The organism is Spiroplasma endosymbiont of Melanargia galathea, assembly GCF_964031075.1.
Classification (GTDB): domain Bacteria; phylum Bacillota_I; class Bacilli_A; order Mycoplasmatales; family Mycoplasmataceae; genus Spiroplasma_A; species Spiroplasma_A apis.
Genome location: NZ_OZ035000.1, coordinates 1,074,976 through 1,088,693, shown reverse-complemented (window position 1 = coordinate 1,088,693; position 13,718 = coordinate 1,074,976). Strand labels below are relative to the sequence as shown.

The 13,718-nt window shown below is 33.3% G+C and carries 21 protein-coding genes and 1 pseudogene; all 22 read left to right on the top strand.

From position 1 onward, the window contains the following. Window position 1 precedes the first annotated feature (1 nt). The 22 genes and pseudogenes from nrdE to secY all read left to right on the top strand — a co-directional run bounded on the left by nrdE (window position 2) and on the right by secY (window position 13,703). The gene (nrdE, locus tag AAHM92_RS04950) at window positions 2-2,161 is read left to right on the top strand and encodes a class 1b ribonucleoside-diphosphate reductase subunit alpha (protein ID WP_500222356.1); all 2,160 of its coding nucleotides are present in this window, start codon (window positions 2-4) and stop codon (window positions 2,159-2,161) included. Window positions 2,162-2,479: 318 nt separating this feature from the next. Beyond that, on the top strand, window positions 2,480-2,788 hold the full coding sequence (rpsJ, locus tag AAHM92_RS04945) for a 30S ribosomal protein S10 (RefSeq protein WP_023790191.1): 309 nt from the start codon (window positions 2,480-2,482) through the stop codon (window positions 2,786-2,788). A gap of 51 nt (window positions 2,789-2,839) precedes the next feature. Further along, entirely contained in the window at window positions 2,840-3,553 is a 714-nt protein-coding gene (rplC, locus tag AAHM92_RS04940) for a 50S ribosomal protein L3 (RefSeq protein ID WP_023790189.1), read from the top strand. A 15-nt stretch (window positions 3,554-3,568) separates the two neighbouring features. Next, a complete protein-coding gene (rplD, locus tag AAHM92_RS04935) occupies window positions 3,569-4,195 on the top strand; it encodes a 50S ribosomal protein L4 (RefSeq protein WP_500222355.1) in 627 nt (208 codons plus the stop codon). Continuing rightward, window positions 4,195-4,479, top strand: a complete 285-nt coding sequence (rplW, locus tag AAHM92_RS04930) for a 50S ribosomal protein L23 (RefSeq protein WP_023790185.1) — start codon at window positions 4,195-4,197, stop codon at window positions 4,477-4,479. Before rplD ends, rplW begins: the two co-directional genes overlap by 1 nt. A gap of 45 nt (window positions 4,480-4,524) precedes the next feature. Further along, window positions 4,525-5,364: a 50S ribosomal protein L2 gene (gene rplB, locus AAHM92_RS04925; protein WP_023790183.1), complete on the top strand. Its 840-nt coding sequence runs from the start codon at window positions 4,525-4,527 to the stop codon at window positions 5,362-5,364. 15 nt (window positions 5,365-5,379) lie between these two features. Then, a complete protein-coding gene (gene rpsS, locus AAHM92_RS04920; RefSeq protein WP_023790181.1) occupies window positions 5,380-5,649 on the top strand; it encodes a 30S ribosomal protein S19 in 270 nt (89 codons plus the stop codon). 25 nt (window positions 5,650-5,674) lie between these two features. Further along, the gene (gene rplV, locus AAHM92_RS04915; protein ID WP_023790179.1) at window positions 5,675-6,010 is read left to right on the top strand and encodes a 50S ribosomal protein L22; all 336 of its coding nucleotides are present in this window, start codon (window positions 5,675-5,677) and stop codon (window positions 6,008-6,010) included. A 15-nt stretch (window positions 6,011-6,025) separates the two neighbouring features. After that, complete coding sequence (gene rpsC / locus AAHM92_RS04910; protein WP_500222353.1) at window positions 6,026-6,733, top strand: 30S ribosomal protein S3; 708 nt, start codon at window positions 6,026-6,028, stop codon at window positions 6,731-6,733. Window positions 6,734-6,735: 2 nt separating this feature from the next. Next, the gene (gene rplP, locus AAHM92_RS04905) at window positions 6,736-7,149 is read left to right on the top strand and encodes a 50S ribosomal protein L16 (RefSeq protein WP_023790175.1); all 414 of its coding nucleotides are present in this window, start codon (window positions 6,736-6,738) and stop codon (window positions 7,147-7,149) included. Then, window positions 7,149-7,535: pseudogene (gene rpmC / locus AAHM92_RS04900) on the top strand (50S ribosomal protein L29); the annotation flags it as partial. The gene rplP and the pseudogene rpmC, both read left to right, overlap by 1 nt. Before the next feature lie 515 nt (window positions 7,536-8,050). Next, window positions 8,051-8,311, top strand: coding sequence for a 30S ribosomal protein S17 (gene rpsQ / locus AAHM92_RS04895; protein WP_084203634.1), 261 nt, complete (start codon window positions 8,051-8,053; stop codon window positions 8,309-8,311). Window positions 8,312-8,334: 23 nt separating this feature from the next. Beyond that, window positions 8,335-8,703 carry a 50S ribosomal protein L14 gene (rplN, locus tag AAHM92_RS04890; protein ID WP_023790169.1) on the top strand — a complete coding sequence of 123 codons (369 nt, stop codon included), beginning with the start codon at window positions 8,335-8,337 and terminating at the stop codon, window positions 8,701-8,703. An 11-nt stretch (window positions 8,704-8,714) separates the two neighbouring features. Further along, the gene (rplX, locus tag AAHM92_RS04885; protein ID WP_023790167.1) at window positions 8,715-9,032 is read left to right on the top strand and encodes a 50S ribosomal protein L24; all 318 of its coding nucleotides are present in this window, start codon (window positions 8,715-8,717) and stop codon (window positions 9,030-9,032) included. 17 nt (window positions 9,033-9,049) lie between these two features. Further along, the gene (gene rplE, locus AAHM92_RS04880) at window positions 9,050-9,604 is read left to right on the top strand and encodes a 50S ribosomal protein L5 (protein WP_023790165.1); all 555 of its coding nucleotides are present in this window, start codon (window positions 9,050-9,052) and stop codon (window positions 9,602-9,604) included. A 16-nt stretch (window positions 9,605-9,620) separates the two neighbouring features. After that, window positions 9,621-9,806 carry a type Z 30S ribosomal protein S14 gene (locus AAHM92_RS04875; RefSeq protein WP_023790163.1) on the top strand — a complete coding sequence of 62 codons (186 nt, stop codon included), beginning with the start codon at window positions 9,621-9,623 and terminating at the stop codon, window positions 9,804-9,806. An 18-nt stretch (window positions 9,807-9,824) separates the two neighbouring features. After that, complete coding sequence (rpsH, locus tag AAHM92_RS04870; RefSeq protein ID WP_023790161.1) at window positions 9,825-10,214, top strand: 30S ribosomal protein S8; 390 nt, start codon at window positions 9,825-9,827, stop codon at window positions 10,212-10,214. 15 nt (window positions 10,215-10,229) lie between these two features. Next, window positions 10,230-10,772: a 50S ribosomal protein L6 gene (gene rplF, locus AAHM92_RS04865; protein WP_500222352.1), complete on the top strand. Its 543-nt coding sequence runs from the start codon at window positions 10,230-10,232 to the stop codon at window positions 10,770-10,772. Between the two features lie 23 nt (window positions 10,773-10,795). After that, the gene (gene rplR / locus AAHM92_RS04860; protein WP_023790157.1) at window positions 10,796-11,146 is read left to right on the top strand and encodes a 50S ribosomal protein L18; all 351 of its coding nucleotides are present in this window, start codon (window positions 10,796-10,798) and stop codon (window positions 11,144-11,146) included. A gap of 19 nt (window positions 11,147-11,165) precedes the next feature. Continuing rightward, on the top strand, window positions 11,166-11,819 hold the full coding sequence (rpsE, locus tag AAHM92_RS04855) for a 30S ribosomal protein S5 (protein WP_500222350.1): 654 nt from the start codon (window positions 11,166-11,168) through the stop codon (window positions 11,817-11,819). A 21-nt stretch (window positions 11,820-11,840) separates the two neighbouring features. Next, a complete protein-coding gene (gene rplO / locus AAHM92_RS04850; RefSeq protein WP_023790153.1) occupies window positions 11,841-12,278 on the top strand; it encodes a 50S ribosomal protein L15 in 438 nt (145 codons plus the stop codon). Continuing rightward, window positions 12,279-13,703, top strand: coding sequence for a preprotein translocase subunit SecY (gene secY / locus AAHM92_RS04845; RefSeq protein WP_500222349.1), 1,425 nt, complete (start codon window positions 12,279-12,281; stop codon window positions 13,701-13,703). Window positions 13,704-13,718 lie beyond the last annotated feature (15 nt).

The window sequence follows — 13,718 nt, the reverse complement described above, 5'->3', positions numbered from 1 at the left end:
AATGAATACTAAAGAAATCAACACGTTATCTGGAACTTCAGAATCAGATGACTATATAGCTTTAAATGCCAAGTCAAAATTATTTGAGAAAGGTAATGATAATTTTAAATTGGATCTTGAAGCGGCTAGGTCTTATATGAAAAATCATATAATTCCAAATATGATGAAATTTAACAATACAAAAGAAAGATTCGAATATCTAATAGAAAATAAATATTATGATGAAGAAATTACCAATAAGTACACAATTGAAGAAATAGATAGCTTGTTAAAGGAAGCTTATAGTTATAAACACGAGTTCCCTAGTTTTATGGGAATCATGAAATTTTTTAATGCTTATGGTCTAAAAAGTTTCGATGGAAAAACTTATTTAGAAAACTATGAAGATAGAGTGGTTATGAATAGTTTATTCTTTGGGGCAGGTAGTTTTGAAAAAGCAAAATCTATTTTAAAACAGATGATGCTAGGTCGTTTCCAACCTGCAACTCCTACATTTTTAAATGCGGGTAAAAAACAAAGAGGAGAATATATTTCTTGTTACTTATTAAGAACAGAAGATAATATGGAGTCTATTTGTAGAACTATCACAAGCTCACTTCAACTTTCTAAGCGTGGTGGTGGTGTTGCTCTATGTTTAACAAATATTCGTGAGTTCGGTGCTCCTATAAAAAATATTAAAAACCAAGCAACTGGTGTAATCCCTATTATGAAGATATTGGAAGACTCTTTTTCTTATGCAAACCAATTAGGGCAAAGACAGGGAGCGGGAGCTGTTTATTTAAATGTTCACCATCCAGATATAATGTCGTTTTTAGATACAAAACGTGAAAATGCGGACGAAAAAATCCGTATTAAATCATTATCATTGGGTGTTGTTGTTCCAGATATTACATTTGAGTTAGCAAGAGAAAATAAAGAAATGGCTTTATTTAGTCCATATGATGTTGAAAGGGTTTATAAAAAACCAATGAGTGATATTTCTATAACTGAAGAGTATCATAATATGGTGGAAAACCCAGAAATAACAAAAACATACATCAATGCAAGAAAATTATTTCAGACAATCGCAGAATTGCATTTTGAAAGTGGTTACCCTTACTTATTATTTGATGACACAGTAAATAACCGTAATGCACATCCTGGTAGAATTGTTATGAGTAACTTATGTAGTGAAATTGTTCAAGTAAGTACTAAAAGCGAATATAATACAGACTTGAGTTTTAAAGAAATTGGTGAAGACATTTGTTGTAATTTAGGAAGTTTAAACATTGATAAGGTTATGGAGAGTGGAGAAGAATTCTCAGAAGTAATTTTCCAATCAATATATGCTTTAGATCAAGTATCACGTAATAGTGATCTTTCTAGCTCACCATCTATCGAAAACGGTAATAAAAATAATCATGCTGTTGGTTTAGGGGCTATGAACTTACATGGTTTTCTAGCTGTAAATCATATTTACTATAATTCACCAGAAGCTGTTGATTTTACAAATATGTTTTTCTATACAGTGGCATTTCATGCATTTAAGGCTTCTAACAAATTAGCAGAAACTTTTGGCACTTTTGCAGGTTTCAAAAAATCTAAGTTTGCAGACGGTTCTTATTTTGAGAAGTACACAACTTGTGAAGAAACAAAATGAAAACCCGGAACCGATAAAGTTAAAGAACTATTTAACAAGTACAATATAACAATTCCAACTAAACAAGATTGAATCGATTTAGTTGAAAAAATAAAAAAATCAGGAATGGCAAATTCACATTTAATGGCTGTTGCTCCAACTGGATCAATAAGTTATTTATCTTCATGTACTCCAAGTTTGCAACCAGTTGTTGCACCAATTGAAGTGAGAAAAGAAGGAAAACTAGGACGTTTGTATGTACCAGCATACAAAATAAACTTCGAAAATATGCAATACTATGCATTAGGGGCTTACGAATTAGGACCAGACCCAATAATTGACATTGTTGCTGCAGCTCAACAACATATTGATCAAGCTATTTCTCTAACTTTATTTATGACAGACACTGCAACAACTCGTGATTTGAATAAAGCCTATATTAAAGCTTTCAAACAAGGTTGTGCTTCAATATATTATGTACGTGTTCGTCAAGAAGTTCTTGAAGACAGTGAGAACTACGAATGTGATTCTTGTGTAATTTAAAGATATATTAAAACTACTCTTCTCTTGAAGAGAGTTTTTTTGTTTAAAACTCATCAAGTATATAACTTTTTATATACTTGATTTAACATATCTTGAACTACTGTTTCAGAATATCGAGAGTTGAATTTAGCATTTTCATAGGTTCATTTCGTTATGTGCCTATTTAATAGCAATTTGACATAACAGCGAAATATATTTTACTTTATTGATATTTTACTTGACTCCAAAAATGTTGTATGGCATAATCAAAAAGCATGTATATTTTGTGTTCATATAGACAACACACACATACCCGTTGTCAAGGTTAAGGAGGATAAAATGGCTCAACAAAAAATTAAAATTAAATTGAAGGGTTACGACCACGCGATTGTTGATCAATCTATTGCCAAAATTATTGAAGCAGCAGAATCAACAGGAGCTAAGGTACGTGGACCAATTCCATTACCAACAGAAAAACAAATCATAACCATACTGAGAGCTACTCATAAATATAAAGATAGTAGAGAACAGTTTGAAATGAGAACACATAAAAGAATACTTGAAATCGTTGAACCAACACCTAAAACTATGGACTCATTAACTAGAGTTCAATTACCTTCAGGTGTTAATATCGAAATCAAATTATAAAAATTAACAAGATATACATGATTATCATAAAAACTCAGGAGGAAATATCACATGAAAGGAATCTTAGGACGTAAGTTAGAAATGACTCAGGTTTTTAGTGAACACGGTAAATTAATACCTGTAACTGTAATCTCAGTTGAAACAAACAAGGTTTTACAAGTTAAAACAGTGGAAAAAGATGGTTACAACGCGATTAAACTTGGAACAATCAATAAAAGAGCTAACTTAATCAATAAACCAGATATGGGTAACTTTAAAAAAGCTAACTCAGAACCTAAGCGCTTCGTTAAAGAAATCAGAGATATGAACGGATACGAAATTGGAGCTGAAATAAATATAGCTGACGTATTCAATGCTGGTGAATTTGTCGACGTAACAGGGATATCAAAAGGAAAAGGTTTTGCAGGAGCAATTAAGCGTCATAACTATGCAAGAGGACCAATGGGTCACGGGTCAGGTTATCACCGCGGGATTGGTTCAATGGGAGCCATTATCAACAGAATTTTCAAATCAAAAAAAATGGCAGGTCATATGGGTCATGAACAAGTGACAATACAAAACCTTGAAGTTATAAAAGTTGATGTTGAAAGAAATTTAGTTTTAGTTAGAGGATCAGTTCCAGGTCCAAAAAAAGGTTTTTTAGTAATTAAACAAAACGCTAAAGGAATTAAAACAAAAGAAGCTGCTTCACTATTAGTAAGAAAAGAATCAAATGCATCTGCAACCTCACCAACTAATGAGGATTCAGCAGTAGCAGCTGAATAATTGGAGGAAATTAACATGAAAGCAAAAGTTTTAGATGTTAACGGTGGATCTGTTAAAGAAATAGACTTGAACGACAAAGTTTGAGGATTAGAACCACACCAACAAGCAATATACGATACAGTGATTTCACAACAAGCAGCAATGAGACAAGGAACAAGAAAAACAAAAACTAGAGCCGAAGTAAGAGGTGGTGGAAGAAAACCTTGAAGACAAAAAGGTACAGGACGTGCCCGTCAAGGTTCTATTAGAGCACCTCAATGAAGAGGTGGTGGAGTAGCATTTGGTCCAACACCAAACATCAACTATAAAAAAGCAGTAAATAAAAAAGTTAGAAAATTAGCAATAAGAAGTGCTTTAAGTATTAAAGCAAAAGAATCAAACTTAGTTATTTTAGACAAATTCATTTTTTCAAAACCTTCAACAAAAGATATGTTGAAAGTTATGGAAAATGTTAAGATTGATAATCAAAAGGTATTAATAGTAACAAAAGAACATGAAGAATTAGTTGTAAAATCTTCTGGAAATATTCCAGATGTAAAAACACTAAATTTTCAAAAAATGAACATCTTCGACTTATTAAACGCTAATAAATTAGTGGTTACTGAAGAAGCTGTTAATCGTATTGAGGAGGTGTATGCATAATGCATTTAACAGAAGTTATTAAAAAACCGCTGTTGACTGAAAAGACTTATTTAGGTCAACAAGATGGTGCATACACATTTGTTGTGGATAAAAGAGCAAATAAAACTCAAATTAAAAAAACATTCGAAGAAATATTTCAAGTTAAAGTGAAGGCTGTAAGAACCATGAACTATGACGGAAAAGATAAAAGAATGGGGAAATTTGTTGGTAAAACAGTTTCTTACAAAAAAGCCATCATAGTTTTAAAAGATGGAGAGAAGTTAGATATTCTATCAGACTTGTAGTAATACAACTTTGAAATAGGATAAGGCGATACAAGGAGGATAATTATGCCAATCAAGAAATACAAGCCTACGACTAACGGTCGTAGAAATATGACCAGCTTAGATTATAGTATCCTTACAACTTCAAAGCCTGAGCAATCATTATTAGGAAAAATTAATGAAAAGGCTGGAAGAAATAATCACGGTCAAATAACCACTCGCCACAAAGGTGGGGGTCACAAAAGAAAGTATCGTATAATTGATTTTAAACGTAATAAACTAGATATAACTGGTAAGATTGCTTCAATCGAATACGACCCAAATAGAAATGCATTTATTTGTTTGATCAACTATGTTGATGGAGAAAAAAGATACATTCTGTTTGCAAAAGGAATGAAAGTAGGTCAAGAAATTATTTCATCTGCTAATGCTGATATAAAAATTGGTAACGCAGCACCTCTTAAAAACATTCCAGAAGGAACGCTTGTTCATAATGTTGAATTAAGACCTGGTAAAGGTGGACAAATAGCACGTAGTGCAGGTAGTTCAGTACAAATACTTGGAAAAGACGACGATGAAAAGTATGTTACTTTACGATTAGGTTCTGGAGAAGTAAGAAAAGTTTTAGCCGAATGTTATGCAACAATCGGTGAAGTTGGTAATGAAGAATACAGCTTAGTTAATTGAGGAAAAGCAGGAAGAAACCGTTGAAGAGGAATCAGACCTACAGTTCGTGGGTCTGTAATGAACCCAATTGATCACCCACATGGTGGTGGTGAAGGTCGTGCACCTATTGGACGTAAAGCTCCATTAACTCCATGAGGTAAAAAAGCTCTTGGAGTTAAAACACGAGATAAGAAAAAAGCTTCTTCAAAACTAATTGTTAGAAGAAGAAATGCAAAATAGGAGGAATTATAGATTATGTCTAGATCATTAAAAAAAGGTCCATTCGCTGATGACTACTTACTTAAAAAAGTAGAAGCAATGGATGGTAAAAAAGAGTTAATTAAAACTTGGTCTCGTAGATCAACAATATTCCCAAGTTTTGTAGGGCACACATTTGGGGTATACAACGGTAAAGAATTTATTTCTGTTTATGTTACAGAAGATATGGTCGGTCACAAACTAGGAGAATTCTCACCAACGCGTAAGTTTGGTGGACACGGTGATGACAAGAAAAAGAAAAAATAATCATTAAAGGAGTTTTTGAATAAATATGGAAGCAAAAGCAAAGTTAACAATGATTAGAACAGCACCGAGAAAAGTTAGACTAGTTATCGACTCAATTAGAAGTAAAAAAATAGCAGAAGCAATAGCAATTCTTCAAAACCAAGATAAAAGATCTTCAGGACCAGTATTAAAATTATTAAACTCAGCTGTAGCAAATGCCGTTAATAATAATGGTATGGAAGCTGATCAATTATTTGTAAAAACAGCCTTCGTTAATGAAGGACCAACATTAAAACGTTTTAGACCAAGAGCTCATGGTAGAGCATATGAAATCTTGAAAAGAACAAGTCACATTACAATTATTGTGAGTGACGAAAGATAGGAAAGGAAATAGAGTATGGGACAAAAAGTATCTCCTAACGTACTACGTATAGGTATTATTAGAAGTTGAGACAATAGATGATATGCTGAAAAAGGTGAATATGTTAAATGATTACACCAGGATATCAAAATTAGAAAAGCAGTTGCAAAGTTACTTAAAAACGCAGCTATTTCGAAAATTGAAATCGAAAGAACAAAAAAAGAAATCATCTTAATTATTCGTTCTGCTCGTCCGGCTATCGTTCTTGGTCAAGAAGGAAAAAACGTTGAGAATATTGTATTAACAGTTAAAAAAACAATTAAGGAAAGAAACGCAGCTATCAAAGTAAATGTTGTGGAAATTAAAAATCCAGATGTAGACTCTAGATTAGTTGCTCAGTTCATTGGTGAACAAATTACAAATCGTGCATCATTTAGAACTGTACAAAAGTTAGCAATCAGAAAAGCTTTAAAAGCAGGAGCAAAGGGTATCAAAACTTCAGTATCAGGAAGACTTGGTGGAGTTGAAATGGCTCGTACCGAAGGTTACCTTGAGGGATCTGTTCCTCTATCTACATTAAGAAGTGATATTGATTATGCCTTATATGAAGCAAGAACTACATACGGACAAATCGGAGTTAAAGTTTGAATTAACCATGGAGAAATTATTGGAAAACAAAACCAAAACCAAAGCAAAGTTATTGCAGACAAGAAATTAGATAAGTCACCAAGGGAGGCTAAATAATTATGTTAATGCCAAAAAGAGTTAAATACCGTCGTCCTCACAGAGTGAGTTATGAAGGTAAAGCAAAAGGTGGAAAGTTTATTGAGTTTGGAGAGTACGGTCTAATGTCATTAGATGGAGCTTGAATTACTTCAAGACAAATTGAATCTGCTCGTATTGCTATGACTCGTTATATGAAACGTTTTGGAAAAGTTTGAATTAGAATATTCCCTCATATGGCGAAAACTAAAAAACCATTAGAGGTACGTATGGGTTCAGGTAAAGGATCTCCTGAAGAATGAGTAGCAGTTGTTAAAAACGGTCAGTTTATGTTCGAAGTAGCTGGAGTATCAGAAGAAGTGGCTCGTGAAGCATTGCGTCTAGCAATGCACAAACTGCCTGTACGTTGCAAAATTGTTAAGAGAGGTGATGAATAATGTCTAAAACAGTTGACATTGTGTTAGAACTAAGAACTAAAATAGTAGATGAATTAATAGCTTTACGTGAAGATAACCGTGCAGAGTTATTTGCGTTAAGATATCAAGCAGCTATTGGTAGTTTAGAACAAACACATAAAATCAAGGATCTAAGAAAAAATATTGCGCGTATTAATACAATACTTCAAGAAAGAAAAGCTGCCGGTGAAGACACTAACAAGGTTGTAAAAATTGATTACAACAAAGCCGTTGAAGCAGCTGAAAAAGCAGGAAAAGAAGTACGTAAAAAACAAAAAGAAATGATTGAAAAACTACAAGCAGAACAAAATGGTGTTCAATCAAATGAGGTTTCTGACGAGGCAATCGCAACCGCTATGGAAGCAGCTTTAAATGTAGATGAGATAGTTGAGGTTTCTGACGAAAAGTCTAACGAGGAATCTAAACCTAAAGAAGCAGCAACAACTAAAGCAAAAGCTACTGAAAAAACAAAAACAACTACTGCTAAGTCGGTTGAAGAAACTAAACCTAAAAAAACAACTACTGCTAAACCTAAGGTTGAAGAGATTAAACCAGTTGCAAAAGGGAAAACTACTGCGCAAGTAAAAAAACCTGCTAAACCTAAGGTTGAAGTTGAAGCACCAGTACTAGAAACTGGAGAAGCTAAAGCAACAGGTAAGGGTAAAGCTGCCCTATCTGATGTTAAAGTTAAGTCAATCAAAGTAGGATCTATCAAAGGTGAAGGAATCGAAGGAATTGACTTAAAGTTATCAAAAAAACCTAAAGAAGCAAAAACTTATGTTTTTGGTTCAAATGCTCAAGAAGCAAAAAAACAAATTGACGAAGCAAACAAAAAAGCCGCTGCAAAGAAAACTATTAAAAAAGCCGATGGAGGAGCCAAATAATTATGGAAAGAAATTTGAGAAAAGTTTATACTGGTAGAGTTGTGTCTGATAAGATGGACAAAACAATTACTGTATTAGTTGAAACTTACAAGAACCACCCAATTTATAAAAAACGTGTTAAGTACTCTAAAAAATACAAAGCTCATGACGAAAGTGGTCAGGCAGCGATGGGTGACAGAGTAGAAATTATGGAAACACGTCCTTTAAGTAGAACTAAAAACTTTAGATTAATAAGAATTGTAGAAAAAGCAATTATTTAGTTGCACAAGAGAGGTATAAAATCATGATACAAACAGAGTCAAGATTAAAAATCGCAGACAATTCTGGTGCTAAAGAAATATTAGTTATACGAAACTTAGGTGGAAGTGTTAGAAAATTTACAAATATCGGTGACATAGTTGTGGCTACAGTAAAATCAGCAACTCCTGGAGGAGCTGTAAAAAAAGGTCAAGTTGTTAAAGCAGTAATAGTAAGAACAGTTAGGGGATTAAGAAGAGCGGATGGTACATACATCAAGTTCTCAGAAAATGCCGCTGTTATAGTAAAAGATGATAAAACCCCAAGGGGAACACGTATTTTTGGTCCAATCGCTCGTGAAGTAAAAGACAGAGGTTTTTCTAAAATCGCGTCTCTTGCTCCAGAAGTATTATAGGAGGAACTTTTATGAATAAATCTAAAATATTAAAAGGTGACGTTGTAAAAGTTATCGCAGGAAACCACAAAGGTAAAATAGGACCAGTTACTAAGTTATCAAAAAATAAAGAGAGAGTTTGAGTTGAAGGTGTTACTGGAACTAAACATTTTAAACCTTCGCAAACCGATCAAGAGGGTGGAATTAGAGAAATTCCAATCTCGGTTGCAATCTCTAATGTTGCCATCCAAGACCCAAAAAACAAAGATAGTGGAACAAGAGTTGGTTACAAAATTACTGATGGAAAAAAAATAAGGGTTGCTAAAAAATCAAAAGCAGAACTTAAATAGAGAAGGAAATAGTTTATATGGCGAATGAAAATCTAAGTAGATTAGAAAAATTATATAAAGAAAAAATAGTTCCTGAACTATTCAAAGAAAAACAATTCAAATCAGTAATGCAAGTTCCAAAAATATCAAAAATAGTAATTAACACAGGTATTGGAGATGCAGTGCAAGATTCAAAAAGAATCGACGATGCTGCAGCAGAGTTAGCTCTTATCACAGGGCAAAAACCACTAATTACTAAAGCTAAAAAATCACTAGCAGCCTTTAAATTACGTGAAGGTATGCCAATTGGTGCTAAGGTCACTTTAAGAGGTAGAAGAATGTATGAGTTTCTTGATAGATTAATCTCAGTTGCTCTACCACGAGTTCGTGACTTTAGAGGAGTTCCAAAAACAAGCTTCGATAAACATGGAAATTATACAATGGGTATAAAAGAACAAATTATATTCCCTGAAATCGATTACGATAAAGTAAAAAAGGTTCGTGGAATGGATATAACAATTGTTACAACAGCAACAAACAAGGACGATGCATTTTCTTTAATTCAAAAAATAGGAATGCCTTTCGTTAAGTAAAAGGGAGAATTGAAAAATGGCAAAAAAATCATTAAAAGTTAAACAAGCTAAAGTTCAAAAGTTCAAAGTTAGAGAATATACACGTTGTGGAAACTGTGGAAGACCACATTCAGTGTTAAGAAAGTTCAATTTATGCCGTGTGTGCTTTAGAGATTTTGCATACAAAGGACAAATCCCAGGTATTAAAAAAGCATCATGATAGTGAAAGGAAATTGATAATATGACAACAGATGTAATAGCAGATATGCTTACTAGAATAAGAAACGCAAATCAACGTTTCCATAAAGAAGTTGTGATTCCCGGAAGTAAAATTAAAGTGGAAATCGCAAACATCTTAAAAAAAGAAGGATTCATAGAAGACTTCAAAGTTGAAAACGATTTCAAAAAAGATATCACAATTAGCTTAAAATACAAAGGGAAAATTAGAGTCATAAAAGGACTAAAAAGAATTTCAAAACCAGGATTACGTGTATACTCTACTGCTAACGAGATCCCAAACGTGCTTAACGGCTTAGGAATTGCAATCGTATCTACTTCACAAGGAATAATGACAGATAAAGAAGCTCGCCAGAAAAATACTGGTGGAGAAGTTCTTGCATTTGTCTGATAATAGGAGGTTTTATATATGTCACGTATAGGAAACAGAATATTAGCAATACCAGCCGGAGTTGAAGTTAAGATTGAACCTAATAATGTTGTAACTATTAAAGGACCAAAAGGAGAATTAAAACAAACTTTCTCTCCTTTAATTGAAATTAAAGTAAACGAAGCAGAAATAGCAACTATTAGAAAAAATGAACAAAAACACACAAAACAATTACATGGAACAACTAATTCTTTAATTCAAGGAATGTTAACCGGTGTAAGTGAAGGTTTTGTAAAACAATTAGAAATAGTGGGTGTTGGTTACCGTGCCGCACTAGCTGGTAATAAAGTTAACCTTTCTTTAGGTTTTTCACACCCAGTTGAATACATTATTCCTGATGGTATAACAATCGAAGTCCCAAAACCAACAGAAATAAAAGTTGCAGGAATTGATAAACAACTAGTTGGAGAAGTTGCTGCAAATATTAGAGCATATAGAAGACCTGAACCTTATAAAGGTAAAGGGGTTAAATACAAAGATGAAAAAATCATTCGAAAAGAAGGTAAAGCAGCTGGTAAATAGGCTGTTCTTAAGGAGAATAAATCATGAAATACACTAAGGCAGAAGCAAGAAAAAGAAGACACTTCAGAATCAGAAAAAAAGTGTCTGGAACAAGTGAAAGACCAAGGTTGAATGTATTTAAATCTAACTCATACTTCTATGCACAAATTATCGATGACGTTAATGGAGTAACATTAGTATCGTCATCATCTATAAAAATGGGACTTAAAAATGGACGTAATATTGAAGCCGCAATCGCTGTGGGAAAAGATATTGCTCAAAAAGCAAAAAGCAAAAAAATCACTAATGTAGTATTTGATCGTGGAGGTTATTTATTCCACGGAAAAGTTAAAGCGTTTGCAGAATCAGCAAAAGAAAACGGAATGAAATTCTAATTAAAGGAGACTATGAAAAATGGCAGAAGATAAAAAAATAGCTTCAGCACCAACTTCAAATGCTGGTACTGAATCAAGAAAACCACAAACAAGATCAGCGAACCACAAACCAGAGTTTAAAAAGGATTCAAAAAACCTAGGTGATAGACCAAGAAGAGACAATAGGTTTGCAAGAAATAAAGAAGATAACCCATTTGAAGAAAGAGTTGTAACCATTAATCGTGTTACAAAAGTTACAAAAGGTGGACGTAGATTTAGATTTGCAGCAGTTGTTGTTATTGGTGATAAAAAAGGTAGAGTTGGACTTGGTACTGGTAAAGCAAACGAAGTTCCTGATGCAATTAAAAAGGCTATAAAAGAAGCTAGAAAATCATTGGTAAGAGTTCCCTTGGCGGGAACTACAGTTCCACATGATGTAATCGGTCACTTTGGTGCCGGTAGAGTTCTAATTAAGCCTGCTAAAAAAGGTACTGGTGTTATTGCTGGTGGACCAGCTCGTGCTGTTATTGAATTAGCTGGAATTTCAGACGTTTATACTAAATCATTGGGATCAAATACACCTATCAATATGATTAGAGCTACATTAGAAGGTTTAAAAGAAATGCAAACAGCTGAACAAATTGCAAGATTAAGAGGGATGTCTCAAGTTGAAAAGAAAGTTGAACTTAAATAAGTTTATTGGAGGTAAATTTTTATGAAACTACATGAATTAAAATATACACCAGGAAGCAAAAAGGAAGCTACCCGCGTTGGTCGTGGTATGGCTTCTGGAAAAGGTAAGACATCAACTAGAGGACATAAAGGTCAAAACTCACGTTCAGGTGGAGGCGTTAGACCAGGATTTGAAGGAGGACAAACTCCTTTATTCAGAAGATTACCAAAAATTGGATTTACAAGTTTGAATAGAAAAGAATTTACAATATTAAATTTAGATACTATTGAAAAACTGGGATTAACAGATGTTAATCATAGTACTTTAATTGAAAAAAAAGTTATAAAATCTGAAAAAACATTAGTAAAAGTGCTAGGAAATGGTAAAATTACTAAAGCTGTTAATATAAAAGTTAACAAAATATCAAAAAATGCTCAGGAAGCTATAAAAGCTGCCGGGGGAACTATTGAGGTGATTTAGGTGGCTGCAAAAAATAAAAAAATAAAAAAAGCCAAATCAACTAAAGAAAAAAACGAATTCGCAAAAAGTTCTAATTTCTTCATAAGAAATAAAGACCTTATAAAACGAATCGTTTTTACTTTGATAGTGCTTATTTTAATTCGAGCAGGTTCCCTTCTAACTGTACCAGGTATTAAAATAGAGGATTCATTTAAAAGTGGTATTAGTGACCAAGAGTTTTTCCAACTGCTTTCTACCCTTGGAGGGGGTTCAATTGGACAGTTCTCAATATTGGCACTTGGGGTTTCTCCATATATTACCGCTTCAATTATCGTTCAATTGTTATCAACAGATGTTATTCCAATACTATCGAGATGAAGTAAATCTGGGGAACGTGGAAGAAGAAAGTTAGATAAATTAACAAAGGTACTAACAATACCATTTGCTTTGATGCAATCTGTTGCAACAATTTTTACATTAACTTCTCAGGGTTTAATCTCTGCTAAGTGAGGAACAAATGAACTTGGAACTGGACCTGCGTGGTTTTATTATGTATTAATACCATTAGTAATGCTTGGTGGAACATTCTTGATGTTATGAATTGCCGATCAAATTACAATAAGAGGTATTGGAAATGGTGTTTCAATAATCATTTTCACTGGTATTGTCGCAAAAATGCCAGAAAACTTTATAAACACTTTCAAGTTTTGAATAGCTCCAAAAAATGACCCAACTATATTATTTGATGGAATACTTAAGTTTTTAATTTACTTAGTAGCATTCTTCTTGGTTATATTTGTAGTTGTTTTGATGAACGAAGCTGAGAGAAAAGTGCCGATTCAACAAACTGGTTCTGGTTTGGTTGACTCCAAGGACCACACCCCTTATCTCCCATTAAAACTTAATAATGCGGGAGTTATACCAGTAATATTTGCTTCGGCAATTATATCAACACCAGTAACCATTGCACAAATAATGGGTCAAAATAGTGCATTTTACAACTTTACACAAACTTACTTGTCTTTTGGAACATGATGAGGTATAGGAATTTATGGTACTTTAACGATATTGTTTACGTTCCTTTACGCACAAGTTCAGATAAATCCCGAGAAAATCGCAGAGAATTTTAAAAAATCAGGAACGTTTATTCCCGGAATCAAACCTGGAAAAGAAACTGAAAAATTCCTACAAGGAACAATTAATAGATTAAGTTTTTTAGGCGCATTTTTCTTGGCTGGTATCGCAGTCCTACCATACGTGATTAGTAAATTAACTGATTTACCCAGCTCATTAGCAGTTGGGGGAACAGGATTGATAATTTTAATATCCGTTGCAATTCAAACAGTACAACAATTAAAAGGTCGACTAATACAACAATCATTTATTGATAAAAAACAAGAAAAGTTCTCAGATGTAAAGGAAAACACAAACTCTCATATTTGATAATGAAGGAGAAAGAAA